The organism is Nocardioides sp. Leaf285 (assembly GCF_001422955.1).
Taxonomy (GTDB): Bacteria; Actinomycetota; Actinomycetes; order Propionibacteriales; family Nocardioidaceae; genus Nocardioides; species Nocardioides kribbensis.
On sequence record NZ_LMNH01000002.1, the window covers coordinates 293,311 to 311,971 of the forward strand.

An 18,661-nucleotide genomic window follows, 5' to 3' on the forward strand; every position below is an offset into this window, starting at 1 on the left:
GTGGACCGGCGTCGGCGGCTGTCGGCCCGGCCACGTAGGTTCCTCGCGTGAGCTCTCCCGGCGTCTTCTCCCCGCGCGGCGTCTTCGTCTGCCTCGAGGGCGGCGAGGGGTCGGGCAAGTCGACCCAGTCGGCGCTCCTGCGGGCCTGGCTGGAGGAGGCCGGCCACACCGTGGTGTCGACGTTCGAGCCCGGTGACACCCCGGTCGGGCGCGAGCTGCGCCGCATCGTGCTCAGCCCCGAGACCGGCGCCCTCTCCGACCGCACCGAGGCCCTGCTCTACGCCGCCGACAAGGCCGAGCACGTCGACACCGTGGTGCTGCCGGCCCTCGAGCGCGGCGAGGTGGTCGTCACCGACCGGTACGTCGACTCCACGCTGGCCTACCAGGGTGCGGGGCGCACCCTGCCGGTCGCGGAGGTGGAGCGGGTCGCGCGGTGGGCCACCGGCGACCTGCGGCCCCACCTGACCGTGGTGCTCGACCTCGAGCCGGCCGCGGGGCTGGGCCGCTTCGAGGGGCGCGACCGCATCGAGGGCGAGTCGCTGGACTTCCACGAGCGGGTGCGCGCGGCCTTCACGACGATGGCCGCGGCCGACCCCGAGCACTATCTCGTCCTCGACGCGCGCGCCGACCGCGACGAGATCGCCGCCGCGGTGCGCCGCCGCGTCGAGCCGCTGCTGGCGCAGGCGGTGCGGGCATGACCGTCTGGGAGCAGCTGGTCGGCCAGTCCCGTGCGGTCGAGGCCCTGCAGACCGCGGCCGCGGGCCACGGCATGAGCCACGCCTGGCTGTTCACCGGTCCGCCGGGGTCGGGTCGCTCCAACGCCGCCGTCGCCTTCGCCGCGGCCCTGCAGTGCGACCGCGCCCCGGAGCAGGCCGGCTGCGGTCAGTGCCACCAGTGCCACACGGTGCTGGCCGGGTCGCACGCCGACGTGGCGGTCATCCGCACCCAGAAGCTCTCGATCGGTGTCGACGAGGTCCGCGACCTGGTGCGCCGGGCCGCGCTGTCCCCGGTGGGCCGGCGCTGGCAGATCCTGGTGGTCGAGGACGCCGACCGCCTCACCGACCAGGCGTGCAACGCCCTGCTCAAGGCGATCGAGGAGCCCACCGACCGCACGGTGTGGATGCTGTGCGCCCCCACCGTCGACGACGTGCTGCCGACCATCCGCTCGCGCTGCCGGCTGCTGACCCTCACCACCCCGACGGCCCGCGACGTCGCGGCCTTCCTCGAGCGCACCGACGGCGTGGCCCCCGACCTCGCGGCCTACGCCGCCCGCGCCAGCCAGGGTCACATCGGCCGGGCCCGGGCGCTGGCGCGCGACGAGGGCACCCGCGCCCGCCGCCACGAGGTGGTCTCCCTGGCGCGCCGGGTCACGTCGCTGGGCGCGGCCATGCGGGCCGCCGGAGAGCTCGCCCAGGTCGCCAAGGACGAGGCGGAGGTGCAGACCGGCGACCTCGACGCCCGCGAGCGCAGCGACCTCGACGCCTCCTACGGCGTGGTCGAGCGCGGCCGCCGCCCGCGGGAGTACGGACCCGCCCTCGCCGCGCTGGAGAAGGGGCAGAAGACCCGGGCCAAGCGGCGCCACCTCGACGTCGTCGACCGGGGCCTCATGGACCTCGTCTCGGTCTACCGCGACGCGATCGCGCTCGCCTCGGGCGCGCCCGGCGACCTGGTCAACGAGGACATCCGCGCCGACGTGGAGGAGATCGTGCGCACCTCCAGCCCCGAGCACAACCTGCGCCGGATCGCCGCGATCTTCGAGGCGCGCGAGCAGATGCTGGAGTTCAACGTGCCACCGGCCTTGGCGCTGGAAGCCATGATGGTCGCCCTGCAGGCGCCCGAGGGGAGCAGTCGATGAGCCCGTCCACCACCCGCATCGTCGCGATCGTGCTGGCGGTGGTGCTCGTGCTGGGCGCGGCCGGCGTCGCGATCGGCTACGGCCTCTCGGCCCGCGACGGCGGCGACTCCGCCGACGGGCCCGAGCGCACGGGCCCCGCGCCCACGTCGACGCCGTCGGCCGACGCCACCGAGCCGCCCGACCCCGCGCTCGCGGCGTACTACGGGCAGAGCATCGACTGGGCGGCCTGCGAGGACGACGACGACATGGAGTGCGCCACGCTCACCGTGCCCGTCGACTACGCCGAGCCCGACGGCGAGACCATCGACCTGCGGCTGCTGCGCGACCCCGCCGACGAGCCCGGCCAGCGGGTCGGCTCGCTCGTGGTCAACCCCGGCGGACCCGGCTCGCCCGGCACCTCCTACGCCGCGGCCGGCACCCAGGCCTTCCGCCAGCCGCTGCTCGACGCCTTCGACATCGTCGGCTTCGACCCGCGCGGCACCGGCGGCTCCGACCCGGTCGACTGCCTCTCCGACGAGGAGCTCGACGCCTTCCTCGCCGCCGACCCCGACCCCGACGACGCGGCCGAGGAGCAGGCGCTGGTCGAGGACCTCGACGGCTTCTTCGCCGGCTGCGTCGAGCGCTCCGACGCCCTGGTGGGCCACGTGACGACCGTCGAGGCCGCGCGCGACATGGACGTGCTGCGCGCCGCGCTGGGCGAGACCACGCTGACCTACCTCGGCGCCTCCTACGGCACCAAGCTCGGTGCGACCTACGCCGAGCTCTTCCCCCAGCGGGTGGGCCGCCTGCTGCTCGACGGCGCCGTCGACGTCTCGCTGAGCACCCGGGAGTCGTCGCTGGGCCAGGCGCGCGGCTTCGAGACCGCCCTGCGCGCCTACGTCGAGGACTGCGTGTCCGGCGACGACTGCCCGCTCGGCGGCTCGGTCGAGGAGGGCCTCACCACGATCACCGACCTGCTCGACGACATCGACGCCCAGCCGCTGCCGACCTCCGACGACCGCGAGCTCACCGTCGGCAGCGCCTTCTACGGCGTCGTGACCCCGCTCTACGTGCGCGACTACTGGCCGCTGCTGACCCAGGGCCTCGAGCAGGCCCTCGACGGCGACGGCACGACGCTGATGCTGCTCGCCGACGCCTACGCCTCGCGCGACTCCTTCAGCGGCGACTACCTCAACAACTCCGCCGAGGCCATCTACGCCATCAACTGCCTCGACGACCCCACCGCCCTCGCCCCCGAGGACGTCCCGGCGCAGTACGCCGACTTCGAGGAGGCCTCGCCGACCTTCGGGCGGGTCTTCGCGTGGGGCCTGGTGGGCTGCGCGGGCATCGAGGTCGAGGCCTCCGAGCCCGCCCCGCAGATCGACGGGGCGGGCGCGGCGCCCATCGTGGTCGTCGGCACGACCCGTGACCCGGCGACGCCCTACGAGTGGGCGCAGGCGCTGGCCGAGCAGCTCGACTCGGGGGTGCTCGTCACCCGCGACGGCGACGGTCACACCGGCTACAACTCCGGCAACGAGTGCGTCGACACCGCGGTCGAGGACTACCTGGTCGAGGGGACCGTGCCCGACGACGGGCTCGAGTGCTGAGGCAGTCCCGCTGACCTCAGCGGCGGTGGATCGGCTCGGCCACGGCGCGGATGCGCGCCGTGGCCAGCTCGATCATCAGTCGCGCGGCCGGTGACAGCACGGCGTCGGCGCGGTGCACCACGGCGAAGGTGTCGAACTGGCGCGGGCGCAACGAGACCCACCCGGCGTCGGGCGCGAGGCGGGGGAGCAGCTGCTCGGCGGCACCGCGCGGGATGACGGTGTCGGCCAGGCCCATCCCGACCAGCTCGACGGCGGTCTCGATGTCCTCGACCTCGATGCGGGTCTGCGGGTTGCGGCCGGTCTCGTGCAGCATCTGGCGCAGGGTCTGACGGGTGGAGTCGACGGCGCGGTAGGTCGTCTCGGGCATGACCAGGGAGGCCTGCGACAGGCGGTGGGCCGTGACCGGGGTGGTGAGCCGCTCGGGGTCGGCGCTGACGTAGACGAGCTCCTCGCGCGCCACGGGCGTCACGCTCATGCCCTCGCTGGAGACGTTGTGCACCGCGAGCATCGCGGCCTCCAGCCGGCCGCGGCGCAGGTCCTCCTGCACCTCGGTGGAGTTCTGCCCGATGAGCTCGACGCGCACCCCGGGGTAGCGGGCCAGGACGTCGGCGACCAGGCCGGCCCCGGCGTAGAGGCGGGCGATGCCGAACATGCCGAAGCGGATGGTGCCGGTCTCGAAGGACTTCACCCCCTGCACGGCCTTCTGGGTCTCGTCGAGGGCGGCGAGCACGCGCTCGGCGTGGGGTCGCATCTCGTCGGCCACGGTCGTGGGCACGACGCCGCGTCCGACGCGCCGGAACAGCTGCACGCCCAGCGATCTCTCCAGGGTGCGGATCTGCTCGGAGACCGACGGCTGCGCGTAGCCAAGGCGCTCGGCGGCGCGGGTCAGCGAGCCCTCCTCGTAGGCGGCCAGGAAGCATGTGAGCTGGTGCACACTGAGCACAAGGTGCAGCCTATGGCATCTGACGGGAGGTGGTCCTACCCCTATGGCCCGGTGCGACGGAGAATCAAGACACCACCCCACCCGATGCCTCAGGAAGGACCCGCCGTGCTCACCCACCTCTGCAGCGCCTGCGACAAGCGCCAGCTCATCTTCCCCTCCCAGATCACCGCGGTCGCCGACTCCGACCACGGCGTCCTGGCCACCTTCACCTGCTGGTGCGGCGCCGAGCAGACCGCCCCGCTCGACCTCGTGCCGAGCCGTGCGCGCGGCGAGAAGGTCCTCGCCGCCTGAGGCGATTTCGGCGCCTGCCGGGTCCGTCCGTATACTTCGGCGGGTTGTCCGGCCCCGGTCCTTGACCGATCCGGCAGCGCGCCGCCTTAGCTCAGTCGGTAGAGCGTCTCACTCGTAATGAGAAGGTCGTCGGTTCGATTCCGACAGGCGGCTCCACCACAAGCCCCTGACCTGCAGTGATGCGGTCGGGGGCTTCGTCGTTCCCGGTCTCGGCGGGACCGGCTCGCAGTCGTGCGACGGGAGCGCGACCCCGCCGTCGAGCCGGCTCACCCCGATCGGCCTGGTGCACGTCAGGGTCGGGGTGGTTGTGTGGAGGGACGGCCGTGACGTGCGTTACAGGACATGTCCGTGTGGGGCCGCGCCGTGCACCAGGTGAGGAGTGAAGATGTCCGGAAACAGGATCGTCGTCTACAAGGGTCCCGGAGAGGTCGCCGTCGAGTCGATCGACTACCCCAAGCTCGAGATCCCGGGAGAGGTCTCGAAGTCCATGGGGATCAAGCAGCGGGCACCGCACGCGGTGATCCTGAAGCTCGTGACCACCAACATCTGCGGCAGTGACCAGCACATGGTCCGCGGCCGCACGACGGCCCCCGTGGGCCAGACCCTCGGTCACGAGATCACCGGCGAGGTCGTCGAGGTCGGCGACGACGTCCTCTTCGTCAAGGAGGGCGACATCTGCTCGGTGCCCTTCAACATCGCCTGCGGCCGCTGCCGCATGTGCAACGAGGGCAAGACCGGCATCTGCCTCAACGTCAACCCGGCCCGCGCCGGAGCGGCGTACGGCTATGTCGACATGGGCGGGTGGCACGGCGGCCAGGCGGAGTACGTCATGATCCCGTTCGCCGACTTCAACCTGCTGAAGTTCCCCGACCGGGACGCCGCGCTGGAGAAGATCCTCGATCTCACGATGCTGTCCGACATCTTCCCCACCGGCTACCACGGCGCCTACACCGCCGGTGTCACCACCGGCTCCACCGTGTACGTCGCGGGCGCCGGACCCGTCGGGCTCGCGGCCGCCTTCTCCGCGCAGCTGCTCGGTGCCTCCGCGGTGATCGTCGGCGACATGAACGCCGACCGCCTCGCTCAGGCGGCGAGCTTCGGCTGCGAGACCGTCGACCTGAGCAAGGGCGACGACCTGGCCGACCTGATCGAGCAGGTGCTGGGCGAGCGCGAGGTCGACGCCGCCGTCGACGCCGTCGGCTTCGAGGCCCGCGGCCACGGCGAGGGAGCGGCCGAGGCGCCGGCCACGGTGCTCAACGACATCATGACCGTCTCGCGGGCGGGCGCCTCGCTGGGCATCCCGGGCCTCTACGTCACCGGTGACCCCGGCGCCGTCGACGACGCCGCCAAGGAGGGCCAGATCGGGGTGAAGCTCGGGCTGGGCTGGGCGAAGTCCCACGCCTTCGTCACCGGTCAGTGCCCGGTGAAGAAGTACAACCGCCAGTTGATGAACATGATCCTGGCCGACAAGGCCCACATCGCGAAGGCGGTCAACGCCACCACGATCAGCCTCGACGACGCCCCCCGGGGCTACCAGGAGTTCGACGCCGGGTCGGCCAAGAAGTACGTCATCGACCCGCACGGCATGGTCGCCTGACACAGCACGGCAGCGGTGGTCGCCCCCCGCGGCGACCACCGCTGCCGACTCGCGGTGCCGCTCGCGAGTCGTCGAGACGGCACAGAGAGGACACAAGATCGCCACAGGCGGGGAGCCGAGACTCGCGTCATGACGATCTCGACCTCCACGTCCCCCCGCCGTCGCCGGCTCGCCGGCATCGCCTCGATGGCGCTGGTCAGCGTGTTGGCGCTCGGTGGGTGCGCGACCTCCACCGACTCCACAGCCGCCGACTCCGCCTCCTCCACCTCGACGTCCGCCAGCGCTTCTTCGGGGTCGGTCAGCCCGGTCTCCACGGCGAGCACCACCCAGGACGCCACCACGACCGCCGGCACGATCTCCGACACTGCGGCCGCCGCCCAGGCGTTCCTCGACACCCTGAGCGAGGAGCAGCAGGACGCGGTCCTGTACGCCTACGACGACGAGACCAAGACGACGTCGTGGTCGAACTTCCCGGTCACCTTCGTCCAGCGCGCCGGGCTCGACCTCGCCGACCTCACCGACGAGCAGCAGGCCGCCGCGCTGGAGGTGCTCGAGAGCCTGCTCAGCGACGAGGCCTACGAGACGGTCACCGGCATCATGAACGGTGACGTCTACCTCCACGAGAACAGCTCCTCGACCGAGGCGTCCTTGGGGCAGTACTACATCGCGTTCTTCGGCGACCCCTCCGACACCAGCGCCTTCGAGGTGCAGTTCGGTGGTCACCACCTCGGCATCAACGCCACCCTCGACGGGGCCGCCGACGACGGCACGGGCGCCATCACCTTCGCCCCCACCCACCTCGGGGTGCAGCCTGCGGTCTACACCGACGAGGACGGCGACGAGGTCCAGCCCTTCGACGGCATCTACACCGATGCCTTCGCGTTCTTCGACAGCCTCACCGACGAGCAGCAGGCCACCCTGACCTCCGGGGACGTCAGCATGTGCGCGCCCGGCGACACCTGCGACTTCGCCACGGGCGAGGGTCTCACCGGCGCCGACCTGACCGAGGAGCAGAAGGACCTGCTGCTCGACCTCATCGCCAACTGGGCCGGCATGGCCGACGAGCAGACCACCACCACCGAGCTCGCCGAGATCGAGGCCACGCTCGACGACACCGTGATCGCGTGGTCCGGCGAGACGACCTACGACATGTCCACCGGTGACGGCATCAACTTCTCCATCTCCGGACCCGACGTCTACGTCGCCTTCCAGGCCCAGCAGGGCTCGGCCGGCGCCGACGTCGAGGGCGTCAGCACCTCCGGGTGGGGCCACGTGCACACCATCTACCGCGACCCCACCGACGACTACGCCGGCAGCGTCACCCAGCAGGCCGCGAGCGGCACGGGCGGCGGAGACATGGGAGGGACGCCCCCGGGCGACGGCGGTACGCCGCCCGCCGACGCCTCGTCGAGCGCAGGCTGAGATCGCAGCCGGCCCGGGCCGCCCCGCGGCCAGGCTCAGCAGCGCCGACACCCGTACGACGTCGACGGCGAGGGTGCGACCGGGTGCCCCCGCCTCCAGGGTGCCCGGTCCCCGGCTCGTCCTGGTGCGGTCCATGTGCCCATCCAGGCCCGGCGGGGGCGACCGCGACACCGTCGTAGGACGTGCACCGGGGGACCCAGGTCATGCGCTGCACCCTGCGGCCCCACGGCGGGCGCGCGGACGCCGGCGGACGACCTGGGACCGACCGGGCGCTGGAGGCCTCCCGCGACCCGCGCACGGACCGCCGCGCTCAGCCCGCCCCGACCCGGAAGACGGGCCAGCCGATCTCGGTGCGCCAGGCGGTGGGGTCCGAGCTGTCGGCGGGGCCGACGAGGTAGGTCTCGCGGACCGGGCCCGCGACCGTGAGGGCGTTGGCGACCAGCCAGGCGCCCACCTCGCCGTAGGTGACGTCGATGTCGTCGTGCGGGCCGACGTGGGTGGCGACGGCGAGCTCGACGGCCGGCAGCGTCGCCGGACGCACGCGCCCGACCGTCGGGGGTCGCGCCGTCGGCCGGTGGACCAGGGCGCGCCCCCGGCCGGTCTCGAACAGCGCGTTGTCGTAGAGCCCGCCGGGCGGGCCGGTCGGCTCGCGCACCGCGGCGGCGAGCTCGGCCGCGGCGCCGGCGTACCACGCCAGGACGTCGTCGAGCCCGACCTCGGCCGCGACGGCGGCGACGACGGTGGGGCTGACCGAGCGCAGCTCCACCGCCACCGGGGCGGGGTCGGGGCGCAGCAGCCGCCGCAGCGACACGACGGCGGCACGCGTGCGGGACAGCTCGGCCTCGAGGCGGCGGAGGTGGTCGCCGACGAGGGTGGCACGGTCGCCGGGGTCGGGGCAGGCCACGATGCGCTGGACGTCGGCGAGCGGTACGTCGAGCTCGCGCAGCCGGTGGATGACCTGCGCGGTCGGGATCTGCTCGGCGGTGTAGCGGCGGTGACCGGTCGTCGTGTCGACCGAGTCGGGCAGCAGCAGCCCCGCCTCGTGGTAGCGCCGCAGGGTGCGCACGCTCAGGTGCGTCAGGCGCGAGAACTCACCGATCGTCAGCACCCCGGCAGTGTGCCCCCTCCCCCTGGGGGAGGTGCCAGCCCTTGCCCCTCTCCCGGGCGGAGCGCTCAGGGTGGGCCCCATGACGACGACCCCGAGCACCCTGCCCGCCGTGATCCGGACCTACCTCGCCGCGCACACCTCCGGCGAGGTCGACGCCGCCGCCCGCACCTTCGCACCCGACGCCGAGGTGACCGACCAGGACGAGGTCTTCACCGGCGCCGAGCGCGTCCGCGGCTTCCTGGAGGGGGCCGGCTCGGAGTTCACCTACACCACCCGGGTGCGCGGCGCGGAGCGCCACGACGCGGGGCGCTGGGTGGTCCTGGTGCGGCTGGAGGGCGACTTCCCCGGCGGCGTCGCCGACCTGCGCTACCGCTTCCTGCTGTCGGGCGACCTCATCGCCCGGCTGGACATCGCTCCCTGACTCGCCCCGGCCTCGGGTCCCGGGGTGAGGCGGTGACGTGGGCGCTGCGGTTGGCTGGCGCCATGAGCCCCCACAGCGTCGGTCCCTGATGGCCCTGGTCGACCGCACGGCCCGCCTGCTCGTGACCGCCGCCCCCGGCACCGGGAGCACGGCCCTGCGCGAGGCCCTCCTCGCCCGGCCCGGGGTCGAGGAGGTGCCGGCGGCCGGGGAGGTGCGCCGGCACGGCGTCGACGTCAAGCACGGCACGGTCGGCGAGCTCGTCGCCGCCGGGCTGCTGCCCGCCGACCACGGCCTGCGGGTGGTCACCACGACCCGCAACCCCTTCGACTTCTACGTCGCGGAGCACGAGCGCACCCGCACCCGCTGGGTCCACGAGCTGCGCGACCCCACGTCGTGGGTGCACCAGACCCCCGGCGCGGTGGACCGCATCGTCGACGCGGTCACCACGGACTTCGGCGCCTGGGTCACCGCGGCGATCGGGCGGGACGCGACGCCCCGCCGGATCAACGAGGGCCACGTGCGCGAGGCCGACGTCGTGCTGCGTATGGAGCACCTCGAGCGCGATCTGCGCGAGCTGGTGGGCCTCGAGCTGGCGGTGCCGCCCACCAACGTCACCGACCGTGAGCGCGCCTACTGGCGCTCCTACGACGTGACCACCCGCCACCTGGTCGAGACGGCCCACGCCGAGGACCTCGAGCGCTTCGCCTACCGGTTCTGAGACTCGCCCGGGTCGGGCACGACGTCGACCGACAGGAGCACCCAGCCGCTCGGCACCGCCGCCATGAGGTCGGTCAGCACCGAGGCGTAGTCGTCGCCGACGAGGACGTAGCAGTCAGCGGGCCGGTCCGCTCCGAGCGGACCGGCGGTGGCGTGGATCTCGATGCGACGTCTCCTGGGCGGGTGGGGCGTGCCGCACGACCGGCGCTCCCGCGGCGCGTGCACCGCGGGAGCGCCTCCCGACCGGACGCCCAACGGGGGGACGTCGGCGCCGATCGGGGTCGTGCGCCGCGGGGGCGGCAGTCAAGGAAACGTGAAATGTCCGTGATACGCACACCGTTCCCGTGGAGACCCGGACCAAACCTCGACCCCGTGACGGGTGGACCGGGCGGGTGCGGTCGACGCACTGTGGACCCATGCCGGAGCCCATCGCCCGCCCTGACGACCTCGACCCGATCGAGACGGCCTCGCTCGACGAGTTGCGCGCCCTGCAGACCGAGCGGCTGCGCCGCAGCGTGCGCCACGCCTGGACCCACGTGCCGCACTACCGCGCCGCACTCGACGGCGCCGGCGTCCACCCCGACGACGTTTGCGACCTCGGCGACCTCGCCCGGCTGCCCTTCACCACCAAGGCCGACCTGCGCGAGAACTACCCGTGGGGGATGTTCGCGGTGCCGCGCGAGCAGGTGGTGCGGGTGCACGCCTCCTCCGGCACGACCGGCAGACCCACGGTGGTCGGCTACACCCGCGACGACGTCGACACCTGGGCCGCGGTGATGGCGCGCAGCATCCGCGCCGCGGGCGGCCGACCGGGCCACGTGCTGCACAACGCCTACGGCTACGGCCTCTTCACCGGCGGCCTCGGTGCCCACTACGGCGCCGAGCGGCTGGGGTGCACCGTCGTGCCGGTCTCGGGCGGGATGACCGAGCGCCAGGTGCAGCTGATCGTCGACTTCCGCCCCGACCTCATCATGGTCACCCCCTCCTACATGCTCGCCATCGTCGAGGAGATGGAGCGCCAGGGCGTCGACCCCCGGTCGACCTCGTTGCGGGTCGGCATCTTCGGCGCCGAGCCGTGGACCGACGACATGCGCCGCGAGATCGAGGAGCGTCTCGACATGCACGCCGTCGACATCTACGGGCTCTCGGAGGTGATCGGGCCCGGCGTGGCCAGCGAGTGCGTCGAGACCAAGGACGGTCTGACGGTCTGGGAGGACCACTTCTACCCCGAGGTGATCGACCCCGTGACCGGGGACGTGCTGCCCGACGGCGAGAAGGGCGAGCTCGTGCTCACCTCGCTGACCAAGCAGGCCATGCCGGTGCTGCGCTACCGCACCCGCGACCTGACCCGGCTCCTGCCCGGCACCGCGCGCACCATGCGGCGCATGGAGAAGGTCACCGGACGCACCGACGACATGATCATCCTGCGCGGCGTCAACCTCTTCCCGACCCAGGTGGAGGAGCTGGTGCTCACCACCACGGAGCTCTCACCGCACTTCCAGTGCGTGCTCGAGCGCACCGGCACCCTCGACACGATGCGGGTGGTCGTGGAGCGGCGCGAGGCGGCCGACCCGGCCGCGGCGACCGAGGCCGGCCGCCGCGTCGAGCACCTGGTGAAGAGCCGGATCGGGGTGAGCGTCGAGGTCAACGTCGTCGACCCCGGGAGCGTGGAGCGCTCGGTGGGCAAGATGCGGCGCCTGGTCGACCGCCGCCCCGTCCGCTGAGGAGGGGCGGGTCAGCCGAGCTCGGGGACGACCTCGCCGGCGAACATCGTGCGCGGCACGCCGATCTCGTCGGCGTCGGCGCCCGCGGCGGCCATCTCGGGCGACGACAGTGCCGCCGTCATCGCCTCGCGGTCGTCGAAGTCGAGCTGGGCCACCAGGTAGGGCCCGGCGGCCGGGTCGCCGCCCATCGGTCGGACCTTCGACCACGTGAAGGAGCGCAGGCCCGGCACGGGCAGCACGAGCGGCACGTGGCCCTCGGCGTAGCGGCGGTCGAAGGCCTCGGGGTCCTCGGGCACGGCGTACTGGATGGTCACGCGGTACATGCGCTCTCCTGCGGGTCGGGGTGCGGGTCCGGGGGTGCGGTCGGGCCCGTTGCACGGCGTCGGGCTGCGTGACAGACTATTCCTGACCGGTCGGTCTGTAAATCAGCCGGTCTGTCAACCAGGAGGTCCCATGACGACGGCACCCGCGCAGGCCGAGCAGGCCTCCTTCGAGGCGACCCTCGCGCGCCACGACCGCATCGAGCCGCGCGACTGGATGCCCGAGCGCTACCGCGCCACGCTCGTGCGCCAGATCGCGCAGCACGCGCACTCCGAGATCATCGGCATGCAGCCCGAGGGCGCCTGGATCACCCGCGCCCCCTCGCTGCGGCGCAAGGCGATCCTGCTGGCCAAGGTGCAGGACGAGGCCGGCCACGGGCTCTACCTCTACTCCGCCTGCGAGACCCTCGGCGTCTCCCGTCTGGAGCTGACGGAGAAGCTGATCGAGGGCAGGCAGAAGTACTCCTCGATCTTCAACTACCCCACGCTGTCCTACGCCGACGTCGGCACCATCGGCTGGCTGGTCGACGGCGCGGCCATCTGCAACCAGGTGCCGCTGTGCCGCACCTCCTACGGCCCCTACGGCCGCGCGATGATCCGCGTGTGCAAGGAGGAGTCCTTCCACCAGCGTCAGGGCTTCGAGCTGCTGGCCACGATGATGCGCGGCACCGACGAGCAACGCGCGATGGTGCAGGAGTCGGTCGACCGCTTCTGGTGGCCGGCGCTCATGATGTTCGGCCCGCCCGACGCCGACTCGTCCCACACCGCGCAGTCCATGGCCTGGGGCATCAAGCGCGACACCAACGACGAGCTGCGCCAGAAGTTCGTCGACATGACCGTGCCGCAGGCGCGGGCCCTCGGCGTCACCCTGCCCGACCCCGACCTGGTCTGGAACGACGAGAAGGGCGGCCACGACTTCACCCAGCCCGACTGGGCGGAGTTCCGCGACGTCGTCAGCGGGTCGGGGCCGTGCAACGCCCAGCGCCTGGCCCACCGCCGCCGTGCCCACGAGGACGGCGCCTGGGTCCGCGAGGCCGCGAGCGCCTTCGCCGGGCGCCAGCAGCAGGAGCAGGAGCAGGAGCAGCAGGAGGCGGTCTCGTGAGCGGGGCGCCGCAGGGGGAGTGGCCGCTCTACGAGGTGTTCGTGCGCGGCAAGCGCGGCCTCAACCACGTGCACGTCGGCTCGCTGCACGCCGCCGACGACCAGATGGCCGTGCACAACGCCCGCGACGTCTACACCCGCCGCAACGAGGGCGTGAGCATCTGGGTCGTGCGCGCCGACGCGATCACCGCGTCGAGCCCGGACGAGAAGGACCCGCTCTTCGCCCCCGCCGGCGACAAGGTCTACCGCCACCCGACCTTCTACGACATCCCCGACGACGTCCCCCACATGTAGGAGGCGGCCCCCATGACCGACCACGCCAGCGACCACGCCAGCGACCACGCCAGCGACCACGCCAGCGACCACGCCAGCGACCACGCCAGCGCCTACGACGGGCTGCTCGGCGACGACAGCGCGCAGTGGGCGTTCGGCCAGGACTTCGAGGACCCGCTCGCGGGCGTCGACACCACGCCGGCCGCCGGCGTCGACGGTGCAGCGCTCGCGGCCTACTGCCTGATGCTCGGCGACGACGCGCTCGTCTACTCACACCGGCTCTCGCAGTGGGCCAGCAACGCCCCCGACCTGGAGGAGGACATCGCGCTGGCCAACATCGCCCTCGACCTCCTCGGCCAGGCGCGCCTGCTGCTGGCGCGAGCGGCGGCCGCCGACCCGTCGGTGGTGCCGACGCTGCCCGCGGGGTCGCCGGTGCCGCCCGAGGACGCACTCGCCTTCTTCCGCGACGACGCGGACTTCCGCAACGTGCGCCTGGTCGAGGGGGAGAACGGCGACTTCGCGGTCACCGCCGCCCGCCTGCTGCTCTTCGCGACCCACCGCCTGGCGCTGCTCGAGCAGCTGCGCGACAGCATCGACCCCGTGCTCGCCGCGATCGCCGCGAAGGGGGTCAAGGAGGTCGCCTACCACCGCGACCACGCCGCCCGCTGGTGCGTCACGCTGGCCCGCGGCACCGAGGAGTCGCGCCGACGGATGCGCGCCGGCCTCGACGTGGTCTGGCCGCTGCACCATGAGCTCTTCCGCACCCACCCGGTGGAGGCGACCGCGGCCGAGCAGGGCTTCGGGGTCGACCCCGCCGGGCTGGCCACCGGCGTCGACGTGCTGCTCGAGCAGGTGCTGTCGGTGGGCGGGCTCGACCGGCCCACCGTGCCCCCGACCGGTCCGCTGGGGCGCGGCGCCGGCCGCGACGGGCGCCACACCGAGGCTCTCGGCCGGATGCTCGCCGAGATGCAGGTCGTCGCCCGGGCCCACCCCGCGGGGCGCTGGTGAGCGCCGTGGTCGACGCAGGCGCCGCGACGCTCGCCCGCCGGGCCGCGGAGGAGGTCACCGACCCCGAGATGCCGATGCTCACGCTCGCCGACCTCGGTGTGCTGCGCGAGGTCGCGGTCGAGGGCGGGACGGTGGTGCTCACCGTGACCCCGACCTACTCCGGCTGCCCGGCCCTGGCCACCATGCGCGACGACCTGGTGCACCGCCTGCGCGAGCACGGCTTCGCCGACGTCGACGTGCGGGTGCGGCTGGCCCCGGCCTGGACCAGCGACTGGATCACCGAGCGCGGTCGCGCCGCGCTGCGCGCGCACGGGATCTCCCCGCCCGGCGCGGCCCCGGCCACCGAGGGCCCCACCGTGCTGCGGCTGCTGCCGACGCGCCGGCAGGTGGTGTGCCCCCGCTGCGGGTCGGGGCGCACGGCGCTGACCTCGGAGTTCGGGGCGACGGCCTGCAAGGCGATGTACCGCTGCGAGGGGTGCCTCGAGCCCTTCGACCACGTGAAGGAGATCTGATGGCGCGGGCCCGCTTCCACGAGCTGAGGGTCGCCGCCGTCGACCCGCTGACCGACGACTCCGCGGCCATCACCTTCGCCGTGCCCGAGCCGCTGCGCACGGCGTACGACTTCGCGGCGGGGCAGGCGCTCACGCTGCGCCGCACGATCGACGGCGAGGAGCACCGCCGCAGCTACTCGATCTGCGCGCCGGCGGGGGCGGCGCCGCGGGTGGGCGTGCGCGAGATCCCCGGCGGGCTCTTCTCCACCTGGCTGGTGCGCGAGGTCGCGGTCGGCGACGTCGTCGAGGTGCAGACCCCCACCGGCGCCCTGCGCGCCGACCCCGCCCGCCCGGCCCGGCACCTGTGCGTCGCGGCCGGCTCGGGCATCACCCCGATGCTCTCGATCGCCGCGACCGTGCTCGCCGACCCCGACGCGCGCGTCACCCTGGTCTACGCCAACCGCCGCGCGAGCACCGTGATGTTCGCCGAGGAGCTCGCCGACCTCAAGGACCGGTACGCCGCACGCCTCGACGTCGTCCACGTGCTCAGCCGCGAGCCCCGCGAGGTGGAGCTGCTCTCGGGGCGGCTCGACGCCGACCGGCTCCGGAGGCTGCTGCGGGCGCTGGTGCCGGTGGAGGCGCTCGACCACGTCTGGCTGTGCGGTCCCTTCGGGCTGGTCACCGACGCCCGCGCGGTGCTCGCCGAGCTCGGCGTCGGCGCCGACCGGGTGCACGTGGAGCTCTTCCACGTCGACGAGGCGCCGCCCGAGGTCGTGCGCGAGGAGGCCGGGCCGGCCGCCGACGGGGAGACCAGCGAGGTCACCCTCGTGCTCGACGGGCGCACCACCACCGCCCCCCAGCGACGCGGCCAGAGCATCCTCGACGGCGCTGCCGCCACCCGCAGCGACCTGCCCTTCGCGTGCAAGGGCGGGGTGTGCGGCACGTGCCGGGCCCACGTGGCCGCCGGTGAGGTGGACCTGCGCCGCAACTACGCCCTCGACGACGACGAGCTGGCCCGCGGCTACGTGCTCACCTGCCAGGGCTACCCGGTGGGCGACGCGGTCACGGTCGACTTCGACGCCTGACCCGCGGGCCCCTCCGGCGGGGGCGACGCGGGGCCGCGCAGCCCGTCGAAGGCGATGGCGCCGACGGCACGGGCCAGGGCGTCGGTGTCGAGCGGACCGCCGGGGCGATACCACTCCACCAGGGAGTTGACGAGCCCGAAGAGCAGCCGGCTCAGCAGCTCGGGAGGGAGGTCGGCGCGCACCGAGCCCTCCTCGGCGGCCGCGGCCACGAGCCCGGCCAGCCGGTCGTCGAGCACGCGGCGGTGGGCGAGGGCGGCCTGCTCGACCTCGCTGTTGCCCCGGACCCGCAGCAGCAGGGTCACGGCGGGCAGGTGGTCGACGAGGATGCGCACCGAGCGGTGCACCACGTCGTGGAGGCGCTGGGTGGCCGTGGTGCCGGCGCTCGCGTCGGCGGCCTCCTCGATCGCCGCGGTGAGCTCGCCCAGCGCCTCGTCGAGCGCGGCGCTGAGCAGGTGCTCCTTGCTGGGCACGTGGTGGTAGATCGCCGACTTGGTCAGGCCGAGCTCCTGGGCGATGTCGCCCATGGAGGTGCCGTCGTAGCCCTGCCGGTTGAAGAGCTCGATCGCACGCCGCAGCACGGTCGCCTGGTCGTATCCGGGACGACCCCGCCGCACGGGAGCGTCAGGTGGGGGGCCGGCCATGGCGCCAGCGTCTCACGACCCGCCGCGGTCGGGCCGCGGTCAGGTGGCCACGGCGTAGGCGGTGAGCGCGGCCGAGACGGCGTCCTCGACGACGGCCCCCGCGGCCTCCCAGGACCGGTCGGCGCACAGGTCGCGCCACACCGAGCCGAGGACCGTGCCGGCCACGGCGCCGACGGCGCCCGCGGCCACGGCCGGCCACACGCCGGCCGCGCCCTCGTGACGGGCCAGCACCCCCGCGCCGCCGGCCGCGCTCAGCACCCGCGCCACGGTCGGCCCGCCCACGCGCGACGGGGTCGAGGGCAGCTTGTCGAAGACCAGCTCGGTGCCCACCAGGCCACCCGCGAGCGCCAGCGGCGCCTTCCCGGCGACCAGGCCCGGCGGCACGAGACCCCAGGAGCTGCGCGCGCCGGTGGCCAGGCCGATGGCGAGGCTGCGCAGCAGCAGCCGTCCCGGGCGCGCCGGGCCCTCGTCGTCGCGCTCGTCGTCGGGCTCGGTGACCCGCAGGGCGCACGCGACCGCGGCGCCGTAGACCAGGTGAGGCACGACGTCGCGACCCCAGTCGGTGGCCGACCACGTGGTGAGGTCGGTGACCTGGAGCACCGCCATCGGACCGTCGGTGGCGGCCATCGCGCCGAAGCCGATGACGGCCGACTCGGCCAGCCACGGCAGCCGCACCCCGGCCGAGCGGACGAGCGCGGCGACCGCACCCACGCCGACCCCGACGCCGAGCCCGGCCAGGGCGCCGTACGCCTCCTCGCGGCTGCCGGCGGTGGGCAGGTCGAGGTGCACCAGGTCGGCGGCGGCGGTGACGGTGTCGGCGGGCGCGCTGCTCGCCGAGCGGCCGGTGAGGGCCATGTCGAGGTAGGTCGTGGCGTTGAGGACGGTCGTGCCGGCAGCGCCGGCGACGAGACCGCGGACGAGGGATCGCATGGTGCCCACCCTGCGCCCGTCACCGCCGCGAGCGGACCACCGGAGGGGGTGAGAGGGCCAGGAGGGCCTCAGCGCGACGCGCGGCGCCGGGCGAGGAGCGTGGCACCCGCGAGGACGGCGAGGGCGACCAGGGCGGTGACGACGACGGCGGTGGTGCCGTCGGCGGAGCCGGTGACCGCGATGCCGACGAGGGCCCAGCCGCCGGCGACGGCATAGGCGACCAGGCCGCGGGTGGCCAGGGTGACGACGACGAGGGTCGCCGCGGCGACGGCGAGGGCGCCGAGCTGCCAGCCGAGGTCGGCCACGTCGGCGAGGTCGAGCGCCACCGCGGCCGTCGAGAGGTTGAGGAAGAGGGCGGCGGTGACCCAGCCGCCGTAGAGCCCGGCGGCGGCGCGGGTCAGCGCGCCGAACCACCCGGCGGGAAGGGCGCCAGGCGCGGCCACGAGGGCGCCGGCGACCCCGGCGACGGCCATGACCAGCAGCGCGACGGCGGTGGCGACGCTGCTGTCGACCGCGGCACAGACGATCCACACCGTGCCGCCGAGGTAGAGCACGACCTGCGCGACCTGGAGCGCGCGCGGCACGGAGTCGGCACCCCGCACGAGCACGGCGACGGCCTGGGCCAGGGCCAGGGTGTAGATGACCCCCCAGATCGAGAACGCCCAGCCCACGGGGGTGATGAGCAGGTCGGCCCCTGCGCCCTCGCCGGGGGAGGAGCCCAGGCCCAGCGACTGCACCACGGGCGCCACGACCTGCAGCACGGCGCCGGCCAGCACGGCCCAGGCCAGGCCGCGCGAGCCGGCCGGGCCGCGGCGCGCGGAGGTCGGGGCGGCCGAGCCGCCGGAGGTGCGGGGGTGCGAGGTCGAGGTGGCCATGCCCCGAGGCTAGGCACGTCTCTCACCGACCGCCCCACCCCTCGGCACAGAGCCTCGGCCCAGATGGTCGGCCCAGATGGTCGGTCCAGATGGTCGGTCCAGATGGTCGGCGCAGATGGTCGGCCCGGACCGTCGACCCTGCCCTGCCCTGCCCGAAGGGGTGGGGGAGCCAGGCAAGCGCGCCCGAAGGGGGGAGCCCGGGCCCCCCGGGGCCCGCCGACGATCGAAGGGATCCGCACCACCCAGCAGACCCCCGCCACAGATCGGACACCC

21 protein-coding genes and 1 tRNA gene are annotated in these 18,661 nt (G+C 74.1%); 15 read left to right on the plus strand and 7 right to left on the minus strand.

Annotated elements, in window-relative coordinates:
* Positions 1–47: 47 nt before the first annotated feature.
* Genes tmk through ASF47_RS06530 form a run of 3 tightly spaced genes read left to right on the plus strand, consistent with a single transcriptional unit; the run spans position 48 to position 3,441 of the window.
* Complete coding sequence (gene tmk / locus ASF47_RS06520) at positions 48–698, plus strand: dTMP kinase (RefSeq protein WP_056863203.1); 651 nt, start codon at positions 48–50, stop codon at positions 696–698.
* Positions 695–1,855: a DNA polymerase III subunit delta' gene (locus tag ASF47_RS06525; protein ID WP_056863204.1), complete on the plus strand. Its 1,161-nt coding sequence runs from the start codon at positions 695–697 to the stop codon at positions 1,853–1,855. The genes tmk and ASF47_RS06525 overlap by 4 nt, the downstream gene beginning before the upstream one ends.
* Complete coding sequence (locus ASF47_RS06530; RefSeq protein ID WP_056863205.1) at positions 1,852–3,441, plus strand: alpha/beta hydrolase; 1,590 nt, start codon at positions 1,852–1,854, stop codon at positions 3,439–3,441. Before ASF47_RS06525 ends, ASF47_RS06530 begins: the two co-directional genes overlap by 4 nt.
* Before the next feature lie 16 nt (positions 3,442–3,457).
* On the opposite strand, the gene ASF47_RS06535 is transcribed toward ASF47_RS06530, so the two are convergent.
* On the minus strand, positions 3,458–4,384 hold the full coding sequence (locus ASF47_RS06535) for a LysR family transcriptional regulator (protein WP_056863206.1): 927 nt from the start codon (positions 4,382–4,384) through the stop codon (positions 3,458–3,460).
* Between the two features lie 105 nt (positions 4,385–4,489).
* On the opposite strand from ASF47_RS06535, the gene ASF47_RS06540 reads away from it, so the two are divergent.
* The 4 genes from ASF47_RS06540 (at position 4,490) to ASF47_RS06555 (ending at position 7,694) form a co-directional block, all read left to right on the plus strand.
* Positions 4,490–4,675 carry a hypothetical protein gene (locus ASF47_RS06540; RefSeq protein WP_056863207.1) on the plus strand — a complete coding sequence of 62 codons (186 nt, stop codon included), beginning with the start codon at positions 4,490–4,492 and terminating at the stop codon, positions 4,673–4,675.
* Between the two features lie 80 nt (positions 4,676–4,755).
* Positions 4,756–4,831, plus strand: a tRNA-Thr gene (locus ASF47_RS06545).
* 229 nt (positions 4,832–5,060) lie between these two features.
* Positions 5,061–6,272, plus strand: coding sequence for a formaldehyde dehydrogenase, glutathione-independent (fdhA, locus tag ASF47_RS06550; protein WP_056863208.1), 1,212 nt, complete (start codon positions 5,061–5,063; stop codon positions 6,270–6,272).
* 129 nt (positions 6,273–6,401) lie between these two features.
* Positions 6,402–7,694 (plus strand): DUF3500 domain-containing protein, encoded by a 1,293-nt coding sequence (locus tag ASF47_RS06555; RefSeq protein ID WP_056863209.1) that lies wholly within the window; start codon positions 6,402–6,404, stop codon positions 7,692–7,694.
* 310 nt (positions 7,695–8,004) lie between these two features.
* Here ASF47_RS06555 and ASF47_RS06560 read toward each other — a convergent pair whose 3' ends face one another.
* Positions 8,005–8,802: a MerR family transcriptional regulator gene (locus ASF47_RS06560; RefSeq protein WP_056863210.1), complete on the minus strand. Its 798-nt coding sequence runs from the start codon at positions 8,800–8,802 to the stop codon at positions 8,005–8,007.
* 79 nt (positions 8,803–8,881) lie between these two features.
* On the opposite strand from ASF47_RS06560, the gene ASF47_RS06565 reads away from it, so the two are divergent.
* Both ASF47_RS06565 and ASF47_RS06570 read left to right on the plus strand, forming a co-directional pair.
* Positions 8,882–9,223 (plus strand): nuclear transport factor 2 family protein, encoded by a 342-nt coding sequence (locus tag ASF47_RS06565; protein WP_056863211.1) that lies wholly within the window; start codon positions 8,882–8,884, stop codon positions 9,221–9,223.
* 88 nt (positions 9,224–9,311) lie between these two features.
* Entirely contained in the window at positions 9,312–9,941 is a 630-nt protein-coding gene (locus ASF47_RS06570) for a hypothetical protein (RefSeq protein ID WP_056863212.1), read from the plus strand.
* Here ASF47_RS06570 and ASF47_RS06575 read toward each other — a convergent pair.
* On the minus strand, positions 9,929–10,165 hold the full coding sequence (locus ASF47_RS06575) for a hypothetical protein (RefSeq protein WP_056863213.1): 237 nt from the start codon (positions 10,163–10,165) through the stop codon (positions 9,929–9,931). The genes ASF47_RS06570 and ASF47_RS06575 overlap by 13 nt on opposite strands.
* Positions 10,166–10,356: 191 nt before the next feature.
* On the opposite strand from ASF47_RS06575, the gene paaK reads away from it, so the two are divergent.
* Positions 10,357–11,664, plus strand: a complete 1,308-nt coding sequence (gene paaK / locus ASF47_RS06580; RefSeq protein ID WP_056863214.1) for a phenylacetate--CoA ligase PaaK — start codon at positions 10,357–10,359, stop codon at positions 11,662–11,664.
* 11 nt (positions 11,665–11,675) lie between these two features.
* Here paaK and ASF47_RS06585 read toward each other — a convergent pair whose 3' ends face one another.
* Positions 11,676–11,987 (minus strand): EthD family reductase, encoded by a 312-nt coding sequence (locus ASF47_RS06585; RefSeq protein WP_056863215.1) that lies wholly within the window; start codon positions 11,985–11,987, stop codon positions 11,676–11,678.
* Between the two features lie 130 nt (positions 11,988–12,117).
* Here ASF47_RS06585 and paaA point away from each other — a divergent pair, with 130 nt between their 5' ends.
* The 5 genes from paaA to paaE are packed head-to-tail and all read left to right on the plus strand — an operon-like array spanning position 12,118 to position 15,942.
* Complete coding sequence (gene paaA, locus ASF47_RS06590) at positions 12,118–13,086, plus strand: 1,2-phenylacetyl-CoA epoxidase subunit PaaA (protein ID WP_056863216.1); 969 nt, start codon at positions 12,118–12,120, stop codon at positions 13,084–13,086.
* Positions 13,083–13,379, plus strand: a complete 297-nt coding sequence (gene paaB / locus ASF47_RS06595) for a 1,2-phenylacetyl-CoA epoxidase subunit PaaB (RefSeq protein ID WP_056863217.1) — start codon at positions 13,083–13,085, stop codon at positions 13,377–13,379. The genes paaA and paaB overlap by 4 nt, the downstream gene beginning before the upstream one ends.
* A 12-nt stretch (positions 13,380–13,391) precedes the next feature.
* Positions 13,392–14,366, plus strand: coding sequence for a 1,2-phenylacetyl-CoA epoxidase subunit PaaC (gene paaC, locus ASF47_RS06600; protein WP_082500085.1), 975 nt, complete (start codon positions 13,392–13,394; stop codon positions 14,364–14,366).
* Positions 14,363–14,878, plus strand: coding sequence for a 1,2-phenylacetyl-CoA epoxidase subunit PaaD (gene paaD, locus ASF47_RS06605; RefSeq protein WP_082500086.1), 516 nt, complete (start codon positions 14,363–14,365; stop codon positions 14,876–14,878). The genes paaC and paaD overlap by 4 nt, the downstream gene beginning before the upstream one ends.
* The gene (paaE, locus tag ASF47_RS06610; protein ID WP_056863218.1) at positions 14,878–15,942 is read left to right on the plus strand and encodes a 1,2-phenylacetyl-CoA epoxidase subunit PaaE; all 1,065 of its coding nucleotides are present in this window, start codon (positions 14,878–14,880) and stop codon (positions 15,940–15,942) included. The genes paaD and paaE overlap by 1 nt, the downstream gene beginning before the upstream one ends.
* Here paaE and ASF47_RS06615 read toward each other — a convergent pair.
* The 3 genes from ASF47_RS06615 to ASF47_RS06625 form a co-directional block, all read right to left on the minus strand.
* Entirely contained in the window at positions 15,900–16,520 is a 621-nt protein-coding gene (locus ASF47_RS06615; protein WP_235558663.1) for a TetR/AcrR family transcriptional regulator, read from the minus strand. The genes paaE and ASF47_RS06615 overlap by 43 nt on opposite strands.
* A 102-nt stretch (positions 16,521–16,622) precedes the next feature.
* Positions 16,623–17,513, minus strand: coding sequence for a hypothetical protein (locus tag ASF47_RS21660; RefSeq protein WP_200918977.1), 891 nt, complete (start codon positions 17,511–17,513; stop codon positions 16,623–16,625).
* 68 nt (positions 17,514–17,581) lie between these two features.
* Positions 17,582–18,388 carry a hypothetical protein gene (locus ASF47_RS06625; RefSeq protein WP_056863219.1) on the minus strand — a complete coding sequence of 269 codons (807 nt, stop codon included), beginning with the start codon at positions 18,386–18,388 and terminating at the stop codon, positions 17,582–17,584.
* Positions 18,389–18,661 lie beyond the last annotated feature (273 nt).

Excerpts from the sequence above, each read along its gene's own strand:
- ASF47_RS06525 (WP_056863204.1), top strand. The coding sequence starts at position 695 with ATGACCGTCTGGGAGCAGCTGGTCGGCCAGTCCCGTGCGGTCGAGGCC.
- ASF47_RS06555 (WP_056863209.1), top strand. The coding sequence starts at position 6,402 with ATGACGATCTCGACCTCCACGTCCCCCCGCCGTCGCCGGCTCGCCGGC.
- paaA (WP_056863216.1), top strand. The coding sequence starts at position 12,118 with ATGACGACGGCACCCGCGCAGGCCGAGCAGGCCTCCTTCGAGGCGACC.
- paaC (WP_082500085.1), top strand. The coding sequence starts at position 13,392 with ATGACCGACCACGCCAGCGACCACGCCAGCGACCACGCCAGCGACCAC.
- ASF47_RS06530 (WP_056863205.1), top strand. The coding sequence starts at position 1,852 with ATGAGCCCGTCCACCACCCGCATCGTCGCGATCGTGCTGGCGGTGGTG.
- fdhA (WP_056863208.1), top strand. The coding sequence starts at position 5,061 with ATGTCCGGAAACAGGATCGTCGTCTACAAGGGTCCCGGAGAGGTCGCC.
- ASF47_RS06625 (WP_056863219.1), bottom strand. The coding sequence starts at position 18,388 with ATGGCCACCTCGACCTCGCACCCCCGCACCTCCGGCGGCTCGGCCGCC.
- ASF47_RS06565 (WP_056863211.1), top strand. The coding sequence starts at position 8,882 with ATGACGACGACCCCGAGCACCCTGCCCGCCGTGATCCGGACCTACCTC.
- ASF47_RS06585 (WP_056863215.1), bottom strand. The coding sequence starts at position 11,987 with ATGTACCGCGTGACCATCCAGTACGCCGTGCCCGAGGACCCCGAGGCC.
- paaK (WP_056863214.1), top strand. The coding sequence starts at position 10,357 with ATGCCGGAGCCCATCGCCCGCCCTGACGACCTCGACCCGATCGAGACG.
- ASF47_RS06570 (WP_056863212.1), top strand. The coding sequence starts at position 9,312 with ATGGCCCTGGTCGACCGCACGGCCCGCCTGCTCGTGACCGCCGCCCCC.
- paaE (WP_056863218.1), top strand. The coding sequence starts at position 14,878 with ATGGCGCGGGCCCGCTTCCACGAGCTGAGGGTCGCCGCCGTCGACCCG.
- ASF47_RS21660 (WP_200918977.1), bottom strand. The coding sequence starts at position 17,513 with ATGCGATCCCTCGTCCGCGGTCTCGTCGCCGGCGCTGCCGGCACGACC.